The organism is Cutibacterium modestum (assembly GCF_008326345.1).
Lineage (GTDB): Bacteria > Actinomycetota > Actinomycetes > Propionibacteriales > Propionibacteriaceae > Cutibacterium > Cutibacterium modestum.
The window spans coordinates 374,183-395,142 of sequence record NZ_BJEN01000003.1; the positions used below are offsets into that span (position 1 = coordinate 374,183).

At 60.3% G+C, this 20,960-nt stretch carries 17 protein-coding genes, 2 tRNA genes, 4 pseudogenes and 1 riboswitch; of the genes and pseudogenes, 12 read left to right on the forward strand and 11 right to left on the reverse strand.

Going from position 1 to position 20,960, the window contains the following annotated elements; translation table 11 throughout:
• The first annotated feature begins 14 nt into the window (after positions 1-14).
• The 5 genes and pseudogenes from cobF to F1563_RS10080 all read left to right on the forward strand — a co-directional run.
• A complete protein-coding gene (cobF, locus tag F1563_RS10060; RefSeq protein WP_002527901.1) occupies positions 15-824 on the forward strand; it encodes a precorrin-6A synthase (deacetylating) in 810 nt (269 codons plus the stop codon).
• A gap of 92 nt (positions 825-916) precedes the next feature.
• Positions 917-1,783, forward strand: a complete 867-nt coding sequence (locus F1563_RS10065) for an HpcH/HpaI aldolase/citrate lyase family protein (protein WP_268869498.1) — start codon at positions 917-919, stop codon at positions 1,781-1,783.
• A 71-nt stretch (positions 1,784-1,854) separates the two neighbouring features.
• Positions 1,855-2,733 carry a hypothetical protein gene (locus F1563_RS10070; RefSeq protein WP_069181745.1) on the forward strand — a complete coding sequence of 293 codons (879 nt, stop codon included), beginning with the start codon at positions 1,855-1,857 and terminating at the stop codon, positions 2,731-2,733.
• A gap of 1 nt (position 2,734) precedes the next feature.
• Entirely contained in the window at positions 2,735-3,355 is a 621-nt protein-coding gene (locus tag F1563_RS10075; protein ID WP_002527898.1) for an ABC transporter ATP-binding protein, read from the forward strand.
• Positions 3,352-4,549 (forward strand): annotated as a pseudogene (locus tag F1563_RS10080) (ABC transporter permease family protein); the annotation flags it as partial. The gene F1563_RS10075 and the pseudogene F1563_RS10080, both read left to right, overlap by 4 nt.
• A gap of 56 nt (positions 4,550-4,605) precedes the next feature.
• Here the strand turns inward: F1563_RS10080 and F1563_RS10085 are convergent.
• The 10 genes and pseudogenes from F1563_RS10085 to F1563_RS10130 form a co-directional block, all read right to left on the reverse strand.
• Positions 4,606-6,588 carry a M13 family metallopeptidase gene (locus F1563_RS10085; RefSeq protein WP_002527895.1) on the reverse strand — a complete coding sequence of 661 codons (1,983 nt, stop codon included), beginning with the start codon at positions 6,586-6,588 and terminating at the stop codon, positions 4,606-4,608.
• 639 nt (positions 6,589-7,227) lie between these two features.
• On the reverse strand, positions 7,228-7,677 hold the full coding sequence (locus F1563_RS10090; protein ID WP_002527894.1) for a hypothetical protein: 450 nt from the start codon (positions 7,675-7,677) through the stop codon (positions 7,228-7,230).
• Positions 7,674-7,883: pseudogene (locus F1563_RS10095) on the reverse strand (thrombospondin type 3 repeat-containing protein); the annotation flags it as partial. The pseudogene F1563_RS10095 and the gene F1563_RS10090, both read right to left, overlap by 4 nt.
• A 130-nt stretch (positions 7,884-8,013) precedes the next feature.
• Positions 8,014-8,152, reverse strand: a riboswitch (cobalamin riboswitch).
• Between the two features lie 57 nt (positions 8,153-8,209).
• A complete protein-coding gene (locus tag F1563_RS10100) occupies positions 8,210-8,425 on the reverse strand; it encodes a PIN domain-containing protein (protein WP_002527892.1) in 216 nt (71 codons plus the stop codon).
• Positions 8,426-8,768: 343 nt separating this feature from the next.
• Positions 8,769-9,104, reverse strand: a pseudogene (locus F1563_RS10105) (2-oxoglutarate synthase); the annotation flags it as partial.
• A 126-nt stretch (positions 9,105-9,230) separates the two neighbouring features.
• Positions 9,231-9,830, reverse strand: coding sequence for a hypothetical protein (locus tag F1563_RS13690; RefSeq protein WP_172623664.1), 600 nt, complete (start codon positions 9,828-9,830; stop codon positions 9,231-9,233).
• Positions 9,824-10,985, reverse strand: a pseudogene (locus tag F1563_RS14785) (DUF7224 domain-containing protein). Before F1563_RS14785 ends, F1563_RS13690 begins: the two are co-directional and overlap by 7 nt.
• A gap of 50 nt (positions 10,986-11,035) precedes the next feature.
• Positions 11,036-11,773, reverse strand: a complete 738-nt coding sequence (locus F1563_RS10120) for an ATP-binding cassette domain-containing protein (RefSeq protein WP_002527886.1) — start codon at positions 11,771-11,773, stop codon at positions 11,036-11,038.
• Between the two features lie 589 nt (positions 11,774-12,362).
• The gene (locus F1563_RS10125) at positions 12,363-13,457 is read right to left on the reverse strand and encodes a 2-oxoacid:ferredoxin oxidoreductase subunit beta (protein WP_002527885.1); all 1,095 of its coding nucleotides are present in this window, start codon (positions 13,455-13,457) and stop codon (positions 12,363-12,365) included.
• 1 nt (position 13,458) lies between these two features.
• The gene (locus F1563_RS10130) at positions 13,459-15,411 is read right to left on the reverse strand and encodes a 2-oxoacid:acceptor oxidoreductase subunit alpha (RefSeq protein WP_149302683.1); all 1,953 of its coding nucleotides are present in this window, start codon (positions 15,409-15,411) and stop codon (positions 13,459-13,461) included.
• A 160-nt stretch (positions 15,412-15,571) separates the two neighbouring features.
• Here F1563_RS10130 and F1563_RS10135 point away from each other — a divergent pair, with 160 nt between their 5' ends.
• The 5 genes from F1563_RS10135 to F1563_RS10155 all read left to right on the forward strand — a co-directional run bounded on the left by F1563_RS10135 (position 15,572) and on the right by F1563_RS10155 (position 19,478).
• Positions 15,572-15,970: an NADH-quinone oxidoreductase subunit B family protein gene (locus F1563_RS10135; RefSeq protein WP_069181747.1), complete on the forward strand. Its 399-nt coding sequence runs from the start codon at positions 15,572-15,574 to the stop codon at positions 15,968-15,970.
• Positions 15,967-16,560, forward strand: a complete 594-nt coding sequence (locus F1563_RS10140) for an NADH-quinone oxidoreductase subunit C (RefSeq protein WP_002527881.1) — start codon at positions 15,967-15,969, stop codon at positions 16,558-16,560. Before F1563_RS10135 ends, F1563_RS10140 begins: the two co-directional genes overlap by 4 nt.
• Entirely contained in the window at positions 16,557-16,865 is a 309-nt protein-coding gene (locus tag F1563_RS10145) for a 4Fe-4S binding protein (RefSeq protein ID WP_002527880.1), read from the forward strand. Before F1563_RS10140 ends, F1563_RS10145 begins: the two co-directional genes overlap by 4 nt.
• Entirely contained in the window at positions 16,862-18,442 is a 1,581-nt protein-coding gene (mptB, locus tag F1563_RS10150; protein ID WP_007434078.1) for a polyprenol phosphomannose-dependent alpha 1,6 mannosyltransferase MptB, read from the forward strand. The genes F1563_RS10145 and mptB overlap by 4 nt, the downstream gene beginning before the upstream one ends.
• 100 nt (positions 18,443-18,542) lie before the next feature.
• Positions 18,543-19,478, forward strand: a complete 936-nt coding sequence (locus F1563_RS10155; RefSeq protein ID WP_002528798.1) for an enoyl-CoA hydratase/isomerase family protein — start codon at positions 18,543-18,545, stop codon at positions 19,476-19,478.
• A 1-nt stretch (position 19,479) separates the two neighbouring features.
• Here F1563_RS10155 and F1563_RS10160 read toward each other — a convergent pair whose 3' ends face one another.
• Positions 19,480-20,373 (reverse strand): exodeoxyribonuclease III, encoded by an 894-nt coding sequence (locus F1563_RS10160; RefSeq protein WP_002528797.1) that lies wholly within the window; start codon positions 20,371-20,373, stop codon positions 19,480-19,482.
• Between the two features lie 186 nt (positions 20,374-20,559).
• Here F1563_RS10160 and F1563_RS10165 point away from each other — a divergent pair.
• A tRNA-Tyr gene (locus F1563_RS10165) sits at positions 20,560-20,640 on the forward strand.
• A 204-nt stretch (positions 20,641-20,844) separates the two neighbouring features.
• Positions 20,845-20,917: transfer RNA gene (locus tag F1563_RS10170), tRNA-Thr, on the forward strand.
• The last annotated feature ends 43 nt before the right edge of the window (positions 20,918-20,960 follow it).

Below are 20,960 nucleotides of genomic sequence, written 5' to 3' on the forward strand. Positions count from 1 at the left end.
ACCAAGGAGACATCGTGACCCGTCATCTTGACCTCATCGGCATTGGCCCCGGCAACCCAGACTGGTTGACCCTGGCTGCCGTTGACGCCATCCAGCACCTCGACGTCTTGTTCGTCGTCCTTAAGGAGCACGACGTTGACGATCTCGTCGAGTTCCGCCGCGAGGTGCTGCGTCGGCACAGGCGTGGCGTATTTCAGCATGGCCATCGCCCAGACGCTGAGGCGGTCGGTTTGCGCATCGTCGAATTGCAGGATCCGCCCCGTCCATGGAAGACCGCCGAGGATTACAAAGAGGCCGTCGCGACGTGGCGGCGTCAGCGCTTGGACCAGTGGACCCATGCCGTCGCAGATAATCTTGCTGACGGTCAGCGCGGCGGCTTCCTAGTATGGGGCGACCCAGGCTTGTACGAGTCGACGCTGGCCATCGTGAAGAAGCTCATCGCTGCCGTCGACGCCGACGGGGGAGTTCCGATTGAACTCAACGTCATTCCGGGTATTTCGAGTTCGCTGTCATTGGCCTCGCGACACCAAATTCCGCTCAACCGGCAGGGCCGCGCGCTCCAAATCTCGCCTGCTCGGCTCTTGGCCGACGGCATGCCTGAGGGAGTTGACGACGTCATCGTCATGCTCGACGGGCGTCGGACGTTTAGCCTCATTGACCCCACCGGTATCGATATTTACTGGGCCGCCTACATCGGCACTCCCGACGAGATTCTCATCAGCGGGGACCTCGCGGAGGTTCGTGAGAAGATCCTGACCGCCCGGGCCGACGCTGAACAGCGTTTGGGGTGGGTGTTTGATACGTATTTGCTGCGTCGTCGTTGAAGTCCAGTCAATTTGGCTGTGAGTACTCGGTCAAAATGACTGGACTTCAACCCGCACCTGGCGCCGGGAGCGGGTACGGCACAATGTGGGACATGGATTCTTTGCGCCCACGTCGTTCCGTTTTGTTCATGCCCGGCGCCAATGCTCGGGCGCTGGAGAAGGCTTGCAGCATCGACTGCGACGGCATCATTATCGATTTAGAAGATGCCGTGGCCCCCGACCTCAAGGTTGAGGCCCGTGGCCGTGCGGCCGATGTGGTGAAGGAGCATCCGTACGGGTATCGAGAGGTCGCGGTCCGGGTTAACGGGATGGACACCCAGTGGTATGCCGACGATCTCGCTGCCGCAGTTGCTGCCCGGCCAGACGCCATCGCGGTTCCCAAAGTCGGCTCGGCTGAGCAAGTGCGAGCAATAGTGGCCGATATGGAGGCCGCTGGAGCTGACGAGAACATCAAGCTGTGGGCCATGATCGAAACCCCTGGCGCGGTGCTGGGTTGTCGGGCCATCGCCGAGGCATCGGATCGCCTGACGGTTCTCATTATGGGCACCAATGACCTCACCAAGGAGTTGCGCGCTTCCCATGTGCCTGGACGTGCCCCAGTGACGACGGCGCTGCAGTTGTGCATGCTGGCTGCTCGGGCGGCTGGCGTCGTCATCCTCGACGGCGTGTACAACGACGTTCGCGACGTTGATGGATTCACCTCCCAGTGCCGCGAGGCCCAGCTTATGGGGTTCGACGGCAAGACCCTGATACACCCCGATCAGGTGGCCCCGGCCAATGAGGTCTTCGCCCCCGATGCTGACGAGGTCGAGGCGGCCCGCGGCATCATTGATGCCTGGGAGAATGGCAACGGTTCCGGGGTCGTCACCTACCAGGGACGGATGATCGAGAACCTGCACGTCGACACGGCGCGTCGGGCCCTCGCGATGGCCGAGGCGATCGAGGCACGCGGCCATTGATGCCGCATGCCCTCCCGACCATGGACAGGACGTCGTCGGGGTGAGCCGATTGCGTCATTATTGTACGCAGTATGTCTTTTCAACGATTTTTGGCGGGGATAGCGGCCGTCTTGCTTCTCCTGCCTACTGCGTGCTCTCGGCAGGATGATGCACAGGCACCCGTTGTCGATAACCTCGGGACGGTCCTCAGCCCCTCCAACTCCCTCATTCGCGAGCCGGCGAATTCGTCAGTCAATGGGACGCTCAAGAGTACATATGAGTACCTCCGGCTCATCGACGGTCACGATCTACCCGACGACGATGGCTACGCTCATGATCATCTGGTCGCGGCTTTGCGCCCGTATTTGGTGAATGGTGGAGACAGTCGGCAGGCCCACGTCAACCAACTCATGGCGGCGTCATCCCTGAAGACCCTCAACGCGTTGTCCGACAAGGAGAGATCAGAGGTCGACAAACGTACCCGCCTGCCGAAGGGCTGCATCACGAGAAAGTCGGTGATGACGGATCTGCCCATCGCGACGATAAGGCGGGAGATCGGGCTGACCAATGACGGGTTGTGCCTCACGCCGTGGAAGGTCGCGGTGACCGACTACACGACTTCTTCCGAGGACGCTCGTTGGGCGATGCAGGCGTTGGCCAGTGCCGACCTGTTCGGCAATGTTGACGACGTCGAGGGATCGGGGTGGAGGGCGGTCGCGGACGGGTATCTGCGCCATCTCGACACTTACAGCGGCCCGGGTACAACCATCGCGATGGCTTTGTCAGCGGCGGATACAGTCTCCGCATTGTCTCGTTCCCAGTTGCAACGCATCGGCGACCGTCTCACGGATGCGCCATGCCCGAGGAAGGACCTTGGCCCGGCGCTCATTCGCAATGGAAAGCCGGTCAAGAACAAGTGCAGTATCGAATCGGCGTACCTGCTGAGGTATTCCGGGAATTGGGCGTGGTGACATGACGGTTTCTTGGCAAGGTGTGACCAAGACATTCCCCTCGGGCGATTCCGCGCGTGGGGGCTGCACGATTCATTGCGCCGATGCGACCGTTGACGCAGGTCAGGCATGTCTCATCAAGGGAGCATCCGGTCAGGGAAAATCGACCATGATGGCGATGATTGGCGGCCTACTACCCGTTTCCAGCGGGCACATCACCGTCGCTCATGATGGTGATGACCTGGATCCCATCGACGCTCGACGGGCTGGTTTGGTGGCCTACGCGTTCCAATACCCTTTCCTCACGCCGTACCTGACGGTTTTCGAGAATGCTGCACTCTGTGCCGATTCCGAGGAGGCGAACCAGCTACTCATGTCCTGCGGCATGGCAGACCTGGTCGATCAGCAGGCCAGCACTTTGTCCGGCGGGCAGCAGCAGCGCGTGGCTGTGGTTCGGGCGTTGGCGTCCAAGCCCGCAGTGCTGCTGGCCGATGAGCCGACAGCATCTCTTGACGACGACAACCGGTCGGCCGTGGAAAAGCTACTTCAAGAATATCTGGACGACGGAGGAACGATCGTCATGGCCTCACATCAACCGATTGACTTCCCACACCTGAGCGTCGAGGTGGAGGCGACACGATGAGCATGTCAGCATCGCGCCACTCGGATGTCTTTACGACGCTCCAGTCTGCCTCGACAGCGCTGGTTCATCGTCATACTGGCTCTGTTGGGGGGATGCGCCCTGGCAATGAACACTATCGTCGCAGGCCACGTTCGTGACCAGATCGACACTGCCGATGTCGGCAAGAGGCTCAACTACGTGGTCGTCGACGGCCCGATTGACGCCGCAGCTCGTCAGCAAATGATGGGTATGAACCATGTGGCCGAGGTCTACGAGTGGTCGCAGGCGGGGCTGCTCTCCGATGGCGACAATGGCCTTCCGCAGATCGTGTGGGCCACGGCACAGATCCCCGACATTCCGCCCGCCACCGTGTCCTTTGACGGTCACACTAGGCCGTTGCGGTCCGGGGAGGTCATCGTTCCGGATGCCGTGAACGGCCATGACCTTAAAGACTTGTTGGGGGAGACGATCAACGTCTCCTATCAGCGCAAGACGAAAGCATCTGAAGCCGAGGCCGTCCCGACGAAGCTCAAGGTCGTCGGCCTTTACGACACCAGCCGTCCGAACAATGACGGTCCTGACACGGTCTACGTCAATGTTGAAGACGCCAAGAATTGGGAGGCCGCCAACGCAGGGATGTCCCCTCAAACCTTTGACAGGCAGGGCGTTACAAGGGCCTACGTCGAGGCAGATTCACGTGCCCACGTCGCGGATGTCCATCGGCAGTTGAGCCAGGCAGGGTTCTCTGCAACCAGCCAGGCCGATGTGGTCGGATACGCCGATCAGATGACCTCTCATGCCCAGCGGATGCAGACAGTCCTCATCGTCGTCATCCGCTTGGCGGCGTTGGTGCTTGGCGTGAGTGTTGGTTCGACGATCTCTCGCCAGCGTGGTTCTCAGATTGCCGTTTTCAAGGCTTTCGGCCGTTCTGGGGGAGTGGATTCTCGGTTGCCTTGAAATGGAGGCTTTTCTCATTGGTGTGGTGATGGCGCTGGGAATCGTTGTTGTTGGACTGGTGTTGTGTGGTGCAGCGATTACATTGACGGCCGCAGGTGTTACCTGGGGCCGGTGGCGATGACCTTGGTGCCGTTGCCCGATGTGCTGGAGCAGGGAGCATGGTTCCCCTTGGTGTTTCTTGCCGCGGTCCCGTTGGGATGCCTGCCGCGCACCGTGGCCTCGGCGAGGTCACACAAGCCCTGTGAGTTGCTGCGTGAGCAGTGGCATCGACATGAAAAGTGCCCCCGGGTTCATGGAACTCGGGGGCATCGTCATCACCAGATGGTGACTCGCTTCTCGGGAGGCAGCCACATCGGGTCATCCTCGGTGACATCGAAGGCGTCGTGGAAGGCGTCGATATTGCGCACAATTTGGTTGCAGCGGAACTCGGTGGGCGAGTGGGGGTCGGTAGCAATCTGGGTGCGCAGGGACTCATTGCGCTGTTTTTCGCGCCAAATTCGAGCGTAAGACAGGAAGAACCGCTGCTGCCACGGCAGGCCTTCAATCGGTTCGGGTTCGGCTCCCGCAAAGGAAATCTGGAGGGCTTTGAAGGCGATTCCAGCCCCGCCAAGGTCCCCGATGTTCTCTCCGATGGTCAACTCGCCGTTGACGTGTGGGCCGTCGGGGCCGAGTTGCGTGGGAATCAGCTCGTTGTACTGGGCGATGAGACCCTTGGTGCGCTCCTCGAAGGCCGCGCGATCGTCGATCGTCCACCAGTCACGCAGCAGACCCTTGCCATCACACGTCGAGCCCTGATCGTCGAAACCATGACCGATCTCGTGGCCGATGACCGAACCGATCCCGCCATAGTTGACGGCGTCGTCAGCCTCGACGTCGAAGAATGGCGGTTGCAGGATGGCCGCCGGGAAAACGATCTCATTGCGCAATGGGTGGTAATAGGCATTGACCGTCTGGGGGAACATCAGCCACTCGTCAGGGTCCATGGGTCCCGAGAGTTTCTCGATGGTGTGATCGAGCTGAAACGAACTGCAGGCCAAGGCGGCATCGACGAGACTGCCGTCGGGCAATTGGAACCCTGAGAAGTCCTGCCAGCGCGTGGGGTACCCAATCTTCGGACGGAAAGCCGAGAGCTTGTCGAGAGCCTCGGCACGGGTCGCTTCGCCCATCCATGTCAGCGTCGAGATGGACTGACGGTATGCCGCCAGCAGATTCGCGACGAGGTTGTCCATCCGCTCCTTGGCTGCCGGTGGGAAATGCTGGGCGACGTACAGCTTGCCGACCGCCTCACCCATGGTCGACTCGACGAAGAAGACACCACGCTTCCACCGCGCTTTGAGCGCAGGGGTGCCGTTGAGGACACGACCGTAAAAGTCGAAGTTCTCGTCGACGAAGGCCGAGGTGAGGTACGGGGCTAAGGACGAGATGGCATGCCAGCGAGCCCACGACTTCCATTGGTCCAGGCGCTCATCGGTCAGCATCGGTTCGACCTCGTCGAAGAACGACGGCTGGTTGTCGATGATGGTAGCCAGCACGGGCTGCGGGATGCGCGCACCCTCTCTCCACAGGTCCAGGTGAAGACCTGGATGAGCCTTCGACAGCTCGTCAAAAGACTTGGGATTAAACGCGGCCTTCATATCTCGGCAGCGGACCTGATCCCAGTGGTGAGACGCGATCTCGGTCTCGAGATCCAGGATGATCCGTGCCTGATCGTCGGCGTCATCCAGCCCGGCCAGGGTGAGCATACGGGCAATGTGGCCCTGATAGGCCTCGCGAATTTCAGCCTTGTCGTCGTCACGGTAATAGGCCTCGTCGGGCAGGCCGAGCCCAGCCTGACCCATCCACGGCACGTAACGCGTGGGGTCGGCGGGGTCCGACTCGTCGGCGAGGTAGAACAGGGCACCCAGAGACTCGCGGTAATGCTGGCCCAGCAATGTCATGAACTCGGACGTCGTCGTCACGCGGTCGATGCGTGCCAAGATCGGGGCCAGGGGGCCGGTGCCGGCATCCTCGACCGCATCGGCGTCCATAAAACGACGGTACAACTCGGCCAAGAGCTCGACCTCGTGGTCGGTTGACTCGCTGGCCGCCTGCCGCAACTCGTGAGCGTTGCCCGAGCTCAATTCAGCAAGGATGTCGCGGACGGCGGCCTCGGAGTTGTCGCGCAGAACCCGGAACGACCCGGTGCTTGCCTGATCATCGGGGATCGTCGTTGCCGACAGCCACGACCCGTTGACGTGGCGGAAGAGGTCATCGGCTGGACGGACGCTCGGGTCACGGTCCTCGAAGAATGCGGTCATGGGGCCCAGCCTATAAGGCTTCACGACGGTGGTGCGGCCATCGTCTCGATGTAGTGCGCCGACTGTAGATGTTGGTCGTACGTGACTAGGACATCAACTGGGTGTCATCCCTAAGCCTGCCAGGTGTCAGTTCCGGCCAGGAGATAAGCAAGAGTCTCAGATTATCGGGTGGACGAACAATGCAACAAATATTTTTGCACTTAAAGCGGAGTTGTGTAGTACTACGCGATCTGCCGGTTTGTCGACGCCGATATAGCAGATAAAGCTAGTGATTAACCCTGCATTAGTCGCAACGATACGCTGATAATTGAAATTATGCAAAGTTACTATGCTGGCTTTGTCTATGTATAGGAACTTTTCGGTTATTTAGATGAAAGTAGCATTGGTGCTACTGCCGAAAGGTTGTTGTGACATTTTCTTGACGGTGTCGTGTGGGTGGTGTATCGATTCTCCTTGTCGTGCTTCGGCGTGTCTTAATGCTCGGAAAAGTAGCGCGTCGTGAGAATGTGTTTAGAACTCAAAAAGAATAATATATTTAAAAGTAAGCTAATTGCGAACCAGGCTGCTGTAGACAGGTACAGACCGAGAGCAACCCAGGCGCTCATTTTTGAGATTACTGAGGGACGATCGCTCGGAGTATTAATTTCTAGCAGTACTGAGCCTCCATCCGGCAATGGGAAACACGAATAAGGGAGCCAGGAACATAATAAAAGCTTTGCAACTGAAAGTGGAATTATCTGGTATCTCAAAAGTCCCCATGCCTGCAACAAGAGTATAATAAGTGATTGACATAAGTACCCCGATGGTGGTTGTCATGACGATGCCGGTCGTCTTGACTCTGCGTTTCTTTTTCGCCGGAGTTGTGCAATTGTAGGCTGTTCTGCCCCACAAGCCAGTTATCCATCCAAGCCCAGGTAGCGTCAGGGCAATAAAAGCCATTTTGATGTTCCGCGAATACCCGCCCATCGGAAATAAGAAAGGTAGTAAAAACTCAACCGTCCAGAGCGCTCCAACGATGGTGCCGATGGCGAGGCCGTTGAGGCGCGCGCGACGGTACTGTTCCCTGGTTGTGCTGTTGTGGGTGGTCATCGCGGTGCCTTCGTGGTGGTGTGGGGGTCGCAGGCGTCTCCTACGCCATCGTGGTCGGAGTCAACTTGCTCCGGGTTAGCGATGGTGGGGCAGTTATCCCGGGCATCGGGGACACCATCACCGTTACGGGTCATCTCGATGGGGAAGGTGAGAGTGTCACTGGCGCCACTGTCATCAGTAATACGAAGATGAGCCCGATATGCGCCCACCACTGGCCCGCGCCTCGTCGTCGTTTCCACTGTCATGTCCCGCTCCTCCTTGGAAACGTTCCGAAAGGACACTAACAACACAGGCGCGACACATCGGTGTCGATCCGCAATCCACGGCGGAACCAAGAACCTCAACCCCGATATGGCTGGTACTCCGACTTCCACACCTTGCGACATGGTCACGGTTGCGGGACAGTGCCGGAATCCCACCGGCTTCCCCAGGCCATCCGGGCATTAACCCGTCAACCAAGCTGACAGCGAACACAATACTCCATACGCACCGAAATGATGCGGCAGCTCCTGTGTTTCGGTCGTTGGGGGATTCACGAGGGCGCGACAACCGGCATGCCGATTTCGTGCGCCGTCGACTGTAGACGCTGATCGTAGGTGACCAACGCGTCAACGCCAAGGTCTATGGCAGTGGCCAGATGTAACGCGTCCAGTGAGCGCAGGTTCTGGCCGGGGAGGAGCCCCGCATGCGTGAGCTGCGCTGGTTCGATGAGATACAGGGACACCTTCGTGAGAAGTGAGCTGATCATGTCTTGTGAGCTGCGGGAAGCGGTGAACCATTCGACGTAGCTCGGTCTCCAGCAACAGTGAGGCCACCAAATGTGGTTGTGAACGGTTGATCTCGTCAATCAAGGCAGCTGATTCACTCTCTGCCACCATGAGCTTGGCGGCAGCTGAAGCGTCGAGATACCAGCGGATCATCGTCCGTTGCCATCTCCCGCTGGCTGATGGTCCGCATGCAGCAAGTGCAGCAATCATGTAGCAACGGGGAAACGGTGTTGCGGGGTGGGCCACATGCCCCAGGTCGTCAAGACCCTGGAAGCAGCGATGGCGCCGGTCATTGCTCATGATCCGGAGATTCAGTTCGCAGCCCTAGACTTGCCAGGTGCCGTTGCCGGTCAGTAGGGTGGCTAGAACGACGTCGCGGGAGTCTTGGTCGGTGGTGTCCCCGGCGGCGAGCTGGACTTGGGTGCGGGCTTGGTCGTCGTAGGTGGGGCATTCGATGTTGCGTAAGATTCCGATTGGGGTCTGGGTGACGAGGTTGCCGTCGTTGAAGATTGGGCAGTTCTGGTACATCTCGACAAATGAGGTGCCGCGGTGTTTGGCGGCTGCTGTGAGTATCTGGGCGAGGTGTGTGCGGTCGGAGTCTATGGCGCGAGCCACGAAGGAGCATCCGGCACCCAGGGCCACGGCCAGGTCGGTGCGCGGCCATGGAGGAGTGCATATCGCAAGGTATTCATGCAGCACGGGAAGCCGATCAGCGTGGAACGCCCTGGATCCACGAGGCTGGGGATTGTCCGGATCCACTCAAGGGTGCATGGGGATCACCAAGGGCTACACCGTCTGACGAGGCTTGATAAGCGAGACGAGGATTCCGAGAAGGCAAAGAACCCCGGACAATATCGCCGATACCACGTCCGTCCGATCCTTGATCGGCCATGACCACCAGGATGTGTAACTTTCCGTTCTCCCCAACAGAAGGCTTGTCAGAACCCAGATGATCGCAGGGATGGATGACAATTTCTTGATGCCAATGGCGTTTGTGAGAAGGGTGAAACCGGACAACCCAACGATGTTGCGGGTGGAGACCATTCCGAGCGGAAGATCTGCCGACCATGACAATATCCCGAAAAGCACCGCAGGTGTCATCGATAGGAGACAATCTGCGTATGTGATCCGTCGCACGGACCCTGATTCTGCTCTCATGTCGCGACGCGAGAGGCACCAACCTTGTACGACGACCACGCAGAGGGGTATTACGGCGGCATTGGGAACTTCAACACCTCTCCCTGACAACAGTGGAGGAAGCGAAATCATAATCTCAGATGTGAACGCAATAAGGATGCAACACACCACGGTGGTTACGAGAAGAGATGCCAATGATCGATTGCGCGCCCAGGCTCTCCAACCAAGCGCTATGTGTCCTCTCAACATTTCTGCAGTCGAGATCGATAACTCTCGACAATCCTGGCTTGATCCTGGATGGGCAGTCGATCCATGGACTTCAGCCATTCGCGCGTCTCAGGGGAAAACTCCTGACCCGTCATCGCGATTCCCGAATGTTTCGTCAGCCAGGCGACGACGCGATCCTGAGTGTCGAGAACCCAGACTGCCACCTGATCTTTGTGGTCCTGACACGGGGCGACGGCCAACCCCGAAGCAACGGCCAGAACCGCCTTCGACGGCGACTCAGATGTGGATATCGCAGATGCCGACCACCACACGGTTTCTCGGGTTGAGTCCTGCGTACCTTGCCTATATTCTTCGGGGACGTGAATACCGGAATTTCGCCACGCTGTGTCTGCTTTCCGGATCACGGGGCCCAACAGCTCGAGATCGTGAGATTCCCACGCGCACACCACGGGATCACTACCTCTCAGACAGATCTGTGGTCTGGTTCGGGGGGGGGGTGGCGGGCAGCGGACCTATGCCTTTGACTGTGTGAAAGCCGATGAACGTCGTCGCAACCAATCCAATAATCAGGGTCAGGGTCACGGTGATACGTGCGTGATGATTCCGTCTTCCTGCTACGAGGGCCAGGGCTGACACGATGAGGATCCCACCTGCCATCGTCATTCCAGCTGTGAGGACTCGAGGATTCAACATCTCACCTACGGTGCAGCAGCCCATGTAGTAGCCAAAAAGATATCGCAGCTCCATGACCGATACGGCTGGTCCATATAAGACGAGGATGAAGGGCAGGAGAAGGGCCGTTGGTGCTGACAGTGCCAGCGGCCACGATGCCCCAATGGCAGCACCGAAGACGCCCCATGCGAGCATCCAAACGGCACCGATGGCCGACATTTCCATGATCTGGTTTCCAGATCCTGACGCCAGAACAGAAATGCCTACGGCCACGGTCGATGGGAGAACGGCGATGGCCCACCATGGAAGGATGATTCGCAGTCGAGACCTCCCGGTCGGTGTGGTGAGGATGTGACCTTCGGTGAACCTCCGAAGTTCCAGGCAAGCACCCAGAGCCACGGGTCCAGCGATCATCATGAAGGCGTAGAGCACGCTCGCAGATCGCTCGATGTCTGACGGTGAAGGAGGATTTCCCAACGCCCCGTAACACCATATGAGAATCATGACAGGTAAAAGACGGATGCCATAAGATCGTCGGAGAAGGAGTCGCCACGTCATTGTGACACCTCTGATTCTCCCACGACATCAAGGAATGCCTCCTCGGCTGCGTGGAGAGAGTTTTCGCCACGCCTCAGAAAATCATGAGTGGCGCCATCGTAGACAATGTGTCCCTTATCGAGAACGATGACTCTGGTGTACATCGAGTCGATCTCGGATGTGTCGTGAGTCGACACGACAAGATTTCGAGTGCTACTAAGGTGCGTCAGCAAATCCCTGAAGACGTGCCTTTGCGCCGGGTCGAGACCGGCAGTTGGTTCATCGAGCAAGATGATTGGCTGCTCGCCCACCAGGGCTTGGGCCAAACCAACTCGGCGCAGTTGTCCACCGGAGAGCCGATCGGGCTTGTCCGTCAGGTGATCGTCCAACTGAACGGCCTTCAATGCCGTGACCGCTCGGTCCTCGCTCTCGGGGGAACTGCACCCAGTGAGCCATGCCGAATATGCCACCTGTTCAACCACCTTGAACCCAGGTATTGGCCTGATTTGCTGTGGCATCAAGGACACGGCAGACCGAGGGGCAATCCCCGCGTCCACGGTGATTGACCCTGCCAAGGGCTTGAGCTGGCCCGCACACAGCCGCAGCAAGGTGGTCTTTCCTGCACCATTGAGTCCCAAGAGGACGGTTGGACCTTCGGTATCCCCCAGGGTCAGGTTCAACCCATCAAAAAGTGGGGGTTCTCGTCGAGAATATGAAAAACGAATTCCCCTGAGGGTCAAGGTCTGGGCTACCATCGGATTCTGAAGTCACGTACGGAAAGCTTCAACCAAGTTGGAGATCCTCCAGTCAGACCGACCAATCGGAACCTGTAGGTCCCGGCAGGCATGCGTCCGTAATAGGCGGATCCTGTCCTTGCGCATGACAGTGTTCTGTCACCGGAATTCACGTCAGGCTGGAAACGTCTCACTTTGCGAAGATTGTAAGTTGCGCTCCTAGGGATGACGCCTGCGCTGTCCGGTGCGGGTGAACATTTGGCGTAGTGTGAAAGGCTTGTCCTGCCATCGTGGTGGTTGGGATCGTCCCATGTTGACGATTCCTTGCCCACCATCCAATTAGAGATTATGTATTCTTGATCCCATCCGCTTGTTCCGCCCATCCTGCGAGAGGTGAGAAGGTGACAAGAGCGGTAAGTGCCAGCGTCATGCCTGCAAGCGTTCGATTCCTCACGCTGTCTCTCCTTCTGAGTTGATGTCCACGGATTTACGAGATTTAGCATATCCAAATCCCTATGGAAGGTGTGGGTGTGGAGTGCGATTGATGAGTCGGCCCCGGAGGAGTCGTCTCGCGATGGTGTGTTTGACTTCTCCGGGATGCGTGCCTTGCTCAGGCGTTTCGTTCCCGCACCTGCCACGTATCCGTACCGAGGAGCAGGCTTTGGAGCCCCTTGTCGCGATCCTGCAGCGTGGTGGTGTCCCCGGCGGCGAGCTGGACTTGGGTGCGGGCTTGGTCGTCGTAGGTGGGGCATTCGATGTTGCGTAAGATTCCGATTGGGGTCTGGGTGATGAGGTTGCCGTCGTCGAGGTGGGCTAGTTCGAAGGCCAGGGATGGGTCGGTGCGGTGGGAATCGTGGACGAGGATGTGGTCCATACCCACCTCGGCGACGTCTGCGACCGTCAACTCGCCATTGACGGGGTCGCGGACTACGCCACGGGTACCGTCAGCCCCGACGAGGACCGGCTCGCCGTCAACGAGTCGGATGAGGTGCTGGGCGGCTTCGGGCCCCTTGTAATCGTCGAAAGCCCCGTCATTGAAGATTGGGCAATTCTGGTACATCTCGACAAATGAGGTGCCGCGGTGTTTGGCGGCTGCTGTGAGTATCTGGGCGAGGTGTGTTCGGTCGGAATCGACGGCACGAGCCACGAAAGAGCACCCAGCCCCCAACGCCACCGCCAACGGGTTAAACGGGGCGTCAATCGACCCCATTGGAGACGACTTCGTGACCTTGCCAGCCTCCGAGGTGGGGGAGTACTGGCCTTTTGTCAGTCCGTAGATCCGGTTGTTAAACATGAGGATCGTCAGGTTGACGTTGCGTCGCATGGCGTGGATGAGGTGGTTGCCGCCTATGGACAAGGCGTCGCCGTCGCCGGTGATGACGAACACGGCCAGGTCAGGGCGCGAGACTGCGACTCCTGTCGCGATGGCCGGTGCGCGGCCATGGATGGAGTGCATGCCGTAGGTGCTCATGTAGTACGGGAAGCGTGAGGAGCAGCCGATACCCGAGATAACGACGGCGTTTTCTTTAGCGATGCCCAGGTCGGGCAGCACTCCCTGGAAAGTAGACAAAATCGCGTAATCTCCGCAGCCCGGGCACCAACGCACCTCCTGGTCGGAGGCAAAGTCCCGACGCTTGAGCGGCTCGACGGCTAGTGGAACGCCAGCCAGACCGACGGGATGATTCTCGGGGGTGATGTCGGTCATCTCAGGCCTCCTTGGTCTCGTCGTTGCAGTACTGGCACAGTTCCTCGCACAGGTCCACCGGAGAGATCGGTAGTCCGCGCACCCGAGAGATCGTCTTGATGTTGATGAGGTATGTCGAACGCAACAACATGGCGAACTGGCCGGTGTTCATCTCGGGGACGACGACGCGTCGGTAGCGATGCAAGATCTTGCCCAGGTCCTCCGGCAGCGGATTGAGGTGACGCACGTGGGCCTGAGCGATGGACAGGCCACGAGCACGGACTCGACGCACCGCAGCGGTGATCGGGCCATATGTGGATCCCCATCCGAGGACGAGGACGTCAGCGTCACCGGACGGATCGTCGACGACGGTCAGCGGGATGGTCTTGGCGATGCCCTTAACCTTGGCGGCTCGGGTGGCGACCATGCCCTCGTGGTTGGACGGGTCGTAGGAGATGGCGCCGGTGCGAGCCGACTTCTCCAGACCGCCGATGCGATGCTCCAGACCCTTGGTCCCGGGCAAGGCCCACGGACGGGCCAGGGTCTCCGGGTCGCGGTGGTACGGCATGAATCGCGGTGAGCCGTCGGCAGCGGAGGAGTTGGGCTCGGTAGCAAAGTTCGGGTCGATGCGCGGGATCTCAGCCAGATCGGGCACCTTCCACGGTTCTGCCCCATTGCCGAGGTACCCGTCAGACAACATGATGACCGGTGTGCGGTAGGTCACCGCGATGCGACAGGCCTCCAGGGCAGTGTTGAAGCAGTCCGACGGGGACTTTGCTGCGAGCACCGGGACAGGGGATTCCCCGTTGCGTCCGAACATGGCCTGGAGCAGATCGGCCTGCTCAGGTTTGGTCGGCATGCCAGTGGACGGGCCAGCGCGTTGCACGTCGACGACCACGAGCGGCAGCTCGGTCATGACGGCCAGGCCGATGGCCTCGGACTTGAGGCTCATGCCGGGGCCAGAGGTCGTCGTCACGCCCAGGGAACCGGAGAAGGACGCGCCAATAGCCGAGCTGACCCCGGCGATCTCGTCCTCAGCCTGGAAGGTAACGACATTGTGGGCCTTCCGCTTAGACAGCTCATGCAGGATGTCGGAGGCCGGGGTAATGGGGTAAGAGCCCAAGAACAACTGCACACCGGCCCTGTTCGCACCGGTGATGAGACCGTAGGCGGTGGCAATATTTCCGGTGATCTGACGGTAGGTGCCCTCCGGCATCGGCGCTGGGGCTACCTCGTAGCGCACCCGGAACAGCTCGCAGGTCTCGCCGTAGGCATGTCCGGCCTTAAGCGCGGCGAGGTTGGCGTCCCGGATCTCGGGCTTGGAGGCGAACTTGCTGGCCAGGAACTTCTCCGAGGGGCCGAGGGGGCGCCCATACAGCCAAGTCAGCAGACCCAACGCGAACATGTTTTTGGCGCGCTCGGAGTTCTTACGGCCAAGGTTGAAGGGCTCGACGGCTGCTACGGCCAGGCTAGTGAGGTCGAGCTCGACGACCTGGTAGGACTCCAAGGTGCCGTCGTGGCGTGGATCCTCGGCGTACTCGGCCTTCTTGAGGTTTTTCTTGGTGAACTCGGCGGAGTCGAGGACGATGAGACCGCCTCGGCGGATGTCACGGAGGTTCGCAGCCAGGGCGGCGGGGTTCATGGCGACCAAGACGTCGGGTTGGTCGCCCGGGGTGGCGATGTCGTAATTAGCGAAGTGCACCTGGAAACTTGAGACGCCGGGAATAATGCCCTGGGGGGCGCGAATTTCGGCAGGGAAGTTTGGCAGGGTCGAAATGTCATTGCCGTGAATGGCGGACTCGGCGGTGAAGCGGTCGCCGGTCAGCTGCATGCCATCGCCGGAATCGCCGGCGAATCGAATGACGACTCGGTCGAGGGACTGGACCTCTCGCTCGCCAGTGGTGTGATGTGCCGTGTCGGTAGAAGGCACTCTGACCTCTTTTCTCATCGCGGGATTCCCTTGTTGACGCGTCATGCGGGTGTCTAATGACCGCACCCGCGGTGGGCGTCTGGATGCTTCGGAACCGGCTACCAACGCTACCATCGAGCCTCTGCTTATCGAACTTCGGTCGGTGCTGCACGCTTGCACATAGCGCGAACCTCAGGGTGAATAGCATTCTCGGTAGAATGACCTGGTGAAATTCATCGACTGGTTCGCCGACGGATCCGTGTATGTCGTCGACCTCGCCCTGGCCTGCTGCGGGGTCGAGAGCGAGGTGGCCGTGCCAGCCACTGCTGCGGTGCGTGAGGAGATCCCAGACGGAGCCGCGATAGTGGTGTTCGTCTCAGGGACGGTGACGACTGGTCTGGCCTCCGCGGTGCGTGTCACTGTCGATGAACTGAAGCGTAACCATCCTGTCGACGTTGTGGCTTTTGGAGCATGCGCCTGCGCCGGCGGTCCCTACTGGGATTCCGCTGGCGTCGCTGCTGGGCTTCCGAATGCGGGGCTGGACGCCGACCACTGGATTCCGGGCTGTCCTCCTGGCCCTGACGCGCTCACCGGGTTTATGGCATCCTCCCGGGAGGCCGCATGACAACCCGCGATGTCCCCGCAACTGCCTGGCACGATGCCGTCGCCCAGGCGGTGTCTACTCATCCATGGCTGGCTCATATGACGGCTATCGACGGGGTCGGGGAGCGCGGCCAGGATCCCGACATCATCGTGGTCTGCCGTATGGAGAACCATGACGGCGATGACGTCACCGTCTCCACTCGTGTGCCCCGTAATGACGGGACCTTGGACTCGGTTGTCGACGTCCTGGCAGGAGCATCCTGGTATCAGCGGGAGATCCACGACTTTTTTGGGGTGAGGTTTGTCGGCCCTGGGGCGGATGACCGTGCCCTCCTTATCCATGACGCGCTGAAGCCGCCCCTGCGCAAGGAGGCTGTGTTGGCGCAGCGAGCCGATACTGTGTGGCCGGGGTCGGCTGACCGGGCCACCTCGAAGTCCGCTAGTCGGCGTTTGCCTGCCGGTGTTCCCGACCCTGAGACGTGGCGGCGTATCAAAGGTGGCGAGGGTGTTCCGGATGTTGAGGTTGTCGCGGCTATGACAGGTCGGCGTCCGCGATCAGGCGCCGCGCGGGCGGCGCACATGACGAGGACGACGTTGGGGAGGCGAGCATGAGACATTCGGCAATCGACCTCAACGTCGACGCGTGTACCTCCTGCGTGATCTGCGCCCGAGAATGTCCGGTCTGGTGCATCACCATTGACGCTCACCACGAATCGGTTCCGAGCTCCGATGTGCGCCGTCCCCGCACGGTAGCCGTTCTTGACGAGTTTACTATCGACTGGGGACTGTGCATGTATTGCGGCATGTGTATCGAGTCCTGTCCGTTCGACGCCCTGTCCTGGAGCGACAAGCGTGTTCCAGATTCGGCATCGCGCACCGACCTGGTCAGTGTGTGGGGATTGGACGGTGAGCGGTGAAACAGCCGGTTGGCTGGCAGCGACGAATCCATCTCGAATGGCTTGCCTACCTGCGTGCCTGGCGGTCCCGGTCGGTCCTGGAAGGGCTGGTCGGGACGATTCTCATCACGGCTGGATCACTCACTCCTGCCTATCTGCCGTTGAACTCGCCATGGTGGTCTCGGCTGGATGAGGCGGGGTTGCGTGGATCGACGTGGCGCATTGTCGGGACCATACTCGTCCTCGTCGGCGTCGGTCTGCTAGTCGGTTCCTGGTTGCGGCTGCGGCCAGGTCGCGAGCCGCGCGACCTGGCCGCAGAGCCGCTGCCGAGGCATGTGCGTCGATATTTCAACCACCGTCCGGGTATTCGTGCTGGGCTTCACCCGTGGGCTGTGCTTGGCGTATGGGGCTTGCCTTTCCTGCTAGCCCCACCCATCTTCAGTCACGACTCCTATTCCTATGCCGCTCAGGGCTGGCTGCTGGAGAACGGCATCAGCCCCTACGAGGGATATCCGGGGTTGTTGCCGGGGGCCTTCGCCGATCAGGTCGCCCAGGAATGGCGTTACACTAGGACCCCCTACGGGCCCCTAGCCCTCGTCGTCCAACATTGGATTGTTCATCTGAGCGGTGACAATCCTTATTGGTCGTCGGTGTTTATGCGTGTCCCGGCTCTTTTGGGCGTCGTTGCCATAGGGCTGTTGTTGTCCCGGGTGGCGCGTCGAGTCGGTCGAGATCCGCACTTTGCAGCCTGGTTCTCCACCCTCAACCCCATCCTCGTGGTGGACTTCATTGGAGGAGCGCATAATGACGCCCTCATGATGGGGCTGGTTGTTATCGGGTTGTGGATCGCCTGTATGTCGAGCTGGTCATGGACGACTGGCGCGATACTCGTCGGGGGTGCGGCGGCCGTCAAGCAGCCGGCTTTTATGGTCGCAGTTGCCCTGCCACTGATCCGTCACCCTATGGCGTCGTGGCACCCGCGCCACCTCTTTCCAGCCCTGGGACGAGCAGTAGGGTCCCTGGCGATCTCGGTGGCGGTCTTTGCAGGTATTTCGTGGGCATCCGGTTTGGGAATTGGCTGGTACCATGCCGTTGGCGTTCCCGGTATGGTGCTGACGGTGTCCCCCTTCACCCTTGTCGGCATGGGTGTGCGAATGGTGCTCGGTGCCTTGGGTGCGCATCAGGCGGCGGCGGCCGTCATTCCGATTGCTCAGGCTATTGGTGTGCTCGTTGGTGCGTTGTTGTTGGTGGTTATGGCCGTCCGGTTGTTACCGCGCAAGCCGCTGTCCTTTCTGGTGTTAGGATTTCTTGCCGTCGCGCTATGTGCCCCGGCCCTGCACTCCTGGTATGTGCTTTGGGGAGCACTGTTACTGCCGCTGATCGACGAAGCTGCCCGCTTCGTCCGCCCCGCGGTGTGGACCACCGTCATCTTGCTGTCTTTCGACGCCGTCAACCTGTCCTGGCGCAATAGCGCCGCCGCCCTCGGCATCGCGCTGGTTCTGGTGCTGGCGGCCCGCCTGGTGTGGCATGAACGCAGCCTGGGACAGGGATGGACGCACAAGGACGTCCACGTTCCGCATCCCCACAAGGTTCACTGACTGCCACAGTGGCGCACTGTGTGGCGCCGGGACGGCGGGTGGCGGGCGTCATGATTGATGGTGCGCGAGGCCTCAACCCCCGACGTGGCAGGCTGGGGACATGGATGAGGTGAAAATCAGCGGTACCGACGATGTGACGATCACCCTGAACCGTCCCCGAGCGATCAACTCGTTGTCCGGCGAGATGCTGGGGGCTATTGGGAAGGTCGTCAAGGGGTCGCTGCGCAGCATCGACTTGTCGGGGGCAGGGGAGCGCGGCTACTGCTCGGGGGCTGACATTCGCGAACTCAGGTCAGTGGCGCTGGAGGATCCCGAGGCAGCCGGTGACTGGCTGGATGCTGAGTACGACGTCGATGCCGCCATTGCCGAGGTGCACTCGGGGACCGCGCACCTACACGGTATCTCCATGGGCGGCGGGTTGGGGTTGGCGTTACGGCTCAAACACGTTGAAGCCCGCGACGACCTCGTCTTTGCGATGCCGGAAACAGGTATAGGTCTATGGCCTGACGTTGGCGTGTGCTTCGAGCTCTCACGAGCCCCGCGCCTTGTCGGACGCCATTTGGCCATGACCGGGGCCGCTATTGACGCGGCTTCGGCGCTGTGGGCTGGTTTGGTGGATGAGGTCGTCGACGCCGGCGGCGACCCCGCTGACGTTGATCCGGTCGCGTGTCAGTTGGCTCGTGACGCGGTGTGGATTCAGGAGTGTTACAACACTGATGACCCCGTCGAGGTGTGCCGTCGATTGGCTGATCGTCCCGAGGAAGCCGCGCGCAAGACGGCTGAGCACATTGCGACGCGCTGCCCGTTGTCGGTAGCTGTCGCTTTGGCGGCTGTCATCAAGGCCGAATCCGCGTCAGGCCTCGGCGAGGTATTGGAGACCGATCGTGCCCTGGGACGGTCCTTCATGCGCAATTCGGACTTCTGTGAGGGGGTGCGCGCCCAGCTGGTCGACAAGGACCGCAACCCGCACTGGTCCCACGGGAGCTTGGCTAACGTGTCGGCTCGCCAGGTTGAGGGGATGTTCGACCCGTCCTGACTTACACATCGTAGTCGACGACGACTGCGGCGTGGTCGGAGGTGCGCTCGGCGTAAGAGGAGTCACGGTCGATTTCGGTCGTGACGGCCCTTTTCGCTAATTCTGGTGATGCCAGGTGATAGTCGATGCGCCAGCCCGCGTCATTGATGAAGGCCTTGCCGCGCCAGCTCCACCATGAGTAGGGTCCGTTGATGTCAGGGTGTTGGGCGCGCAGGACGTCAACGAGGGTGTCGGGGGAGACAATGGTGTCGAACCACTGTCTTTCCTCGGGCAGGAATCCTTCGTTGTGCTGGTTAGCTTTCCAGTTCTTGAGGTCGGCGTTCTCGTGGGCGATGTTGAAGTCGCCTATGACGAGGAAGTGACGACCCTGGGCTGCGCATTCCTGACAGCGTCGGGTTAGGTGATCGCGGAACCCTGCCAAGAAAGCCATTTTACGGTCCTGCTTGGCGATGGCTTTCTCGTTAGTCGGATCCGGGGTGGCTCCCTTGGGTAGGTAGAGGCAGGCGACAGTGAGGAGAGAATCGGCCAGGTCGACTTCGATGTAGCGTCCCTCCTCGGCGAAGGGCAGCAACTCGGTGGGGAGGCCGTCAGTGTTGCCGGTGACTACCTCATCTAGGTTGGGAGTCTGGCCGGGAGCCATGACGAGGTGGGTTCCCCAGGACCGGACCTCGGCTGGGGCGGTACGGGTGAGTAGCGCGACGCCGTTGCGTCCGGCCAGCGAGCCGGGTGCCCATGAGACGTGACGGTCGCCGAAGGCTCCCTCGGGTAGGTCGGCAGGTCGACAGCGCACTTCCTGCAGCCCGACGACGTCACAGTCGCGAGCTGCCATCCACTCGGAGAACCCCCGCTTCAGGGCGGCTCGGATGCCGTTGATGTTGAAGCTGGCGATGCGCATATACAGAGTGTGTCACAACGATGGTGCGCGGAGGTGGTTGTTTCGGTCTCACCTGCGAAGATGTCTGAGGAATGCCGTGCTTACGAGCGATGCCGCGCGGCCGGAAATACGCCCGTGAGGCTGTCTGGATTGGTCATGGCTGCGGTCTGCCTGCTAGCATCAGCGATCGTTGGCTAGCGCCAGCATGGCAGGTTGCCCGAGTGGCCAAAGGGAGCGGTCTGTAAAACCGTCGGTTCGCCTACGTTGGTTCGAATCCAACACCTGCCACACAACCCCCGGGGTCGGATGGATTCGGGGGTTGGTTTCGCTATGGCTGGGTCTTGGGCTGGCATTTGTTCGGTCGGAGATGTGATTGTGGTGGGACGACTCGGTTCGGCTGAAAGCCAGTCTCAGGGGTTTAATCCCCGGCGTCAGGGGAGTCGGGTTCTGATTTGCCAACGGTCGGAAGCTCGTGTAGCTTTCTCATCCGTTGCCCCTATAGCTCAGTAGGCAGAGCGTCTCCATGGTAAGGAGAAGGTCAGCAGTTCGATTCTGCTTGGGGGCTCTGGGTGTGAATCGGCCCCACTTGCCCGGTGGGTCGGGCCAAT

Coding starts and splice junctions, on each gene's coding strand:
- F1563_RS10065 (WP_268869498.1), top strand. CDS start 917: ATGGATTCTTTGCGCCCACGTCGTTCCGTTTTGTTCATGCCCGGCGCC.
- F1563_RS10070 (WP_069181745.1), top strand. CDS start 1,855: ATGTCTTTTCAACGATTTTTGGCGGGGATAGCGGCCGTCTTGCTTCTC.
- F1563_RS10075 (WP_002527898.1), top strand. CDS start 2,735: ATGACGGTTTCTTGGCAAGGTGTGACCAAGACATTCCCCTCGGGCGAT.
- F1563_RS10085 (WP_002527895.1), bottom strand. CDS start 6,588: ATGACCGCATTCTTCGAGGACCGTGACCCGAGCGTCCGTCCAGCCGAT.
- F1563_RS10090 (WP_002527894.1), bottom strand. CDS start 7,677: ATGACCACCCACAACAGCACAACCAGGGAACAGTACCGTCGCGCGCGC.
- F1563_RS10100 (WP_002527892.1), bottom strand. CDS start 8,425: ATGATCAGCTCACTTCTCACGAAGGTGTCCCTGTATCTCATCGAACCA.
- F1563_RS13690 (WP_172623664.1), bottom strand. CDS start 9,830: ATGTTGAGAGGACACATAGCGCTTGGTTGGAGAGCCTGGGCGCGCAAT.
- F1563_RS10120 (WP_002527886.1), bottom strand. CDS start 11,773: ATGGTAGCCCAGACCTTGACCCTCAGGGGAATTCGTTTTTCATATTCT.
- F1563_RS10125 (WP_002527885.1), bottom strand. CDS start 13,457: ATGACCGACATCACCCCCGAGAATCATCCCGTCGGTCTGGCTGGCGTT.
- F1563_RS10130 (WP_149302683.1), bottom strand. CDS start 15,411: ATGACGCGTCAACAAGGGAATCCCGCGATGAGAAAAGAGGTCAGAGTG.
- F1563_RS10140 (WP_002527881.1), top strand. CDS start 15,967: ATGACAACCCGCGATGTCCCCGCAACTGCCTGGCACGATGCCGTCGCC.
- F1563_RS10145 (WP_002527880.1), top strand. CDS start 16,557: ATGAGACATTCGGCAATCGACCTCAACGTCGACGCGTGTACCTCCTGC.
- F1563_RS10155 (WP_002528798.1), top strand. CDS start 18,543: ATGGATGAGGTGAAAATCAGCGGTACCGACGATGTGACGATCACCCTG.
- F1563_RS10160 (WP_002528797.1), bottom strand. CDS start 20,373: ATGCGCATCGCCAGCTTCAACATCAACGGCATCCGAGCCGCCCTGAAG.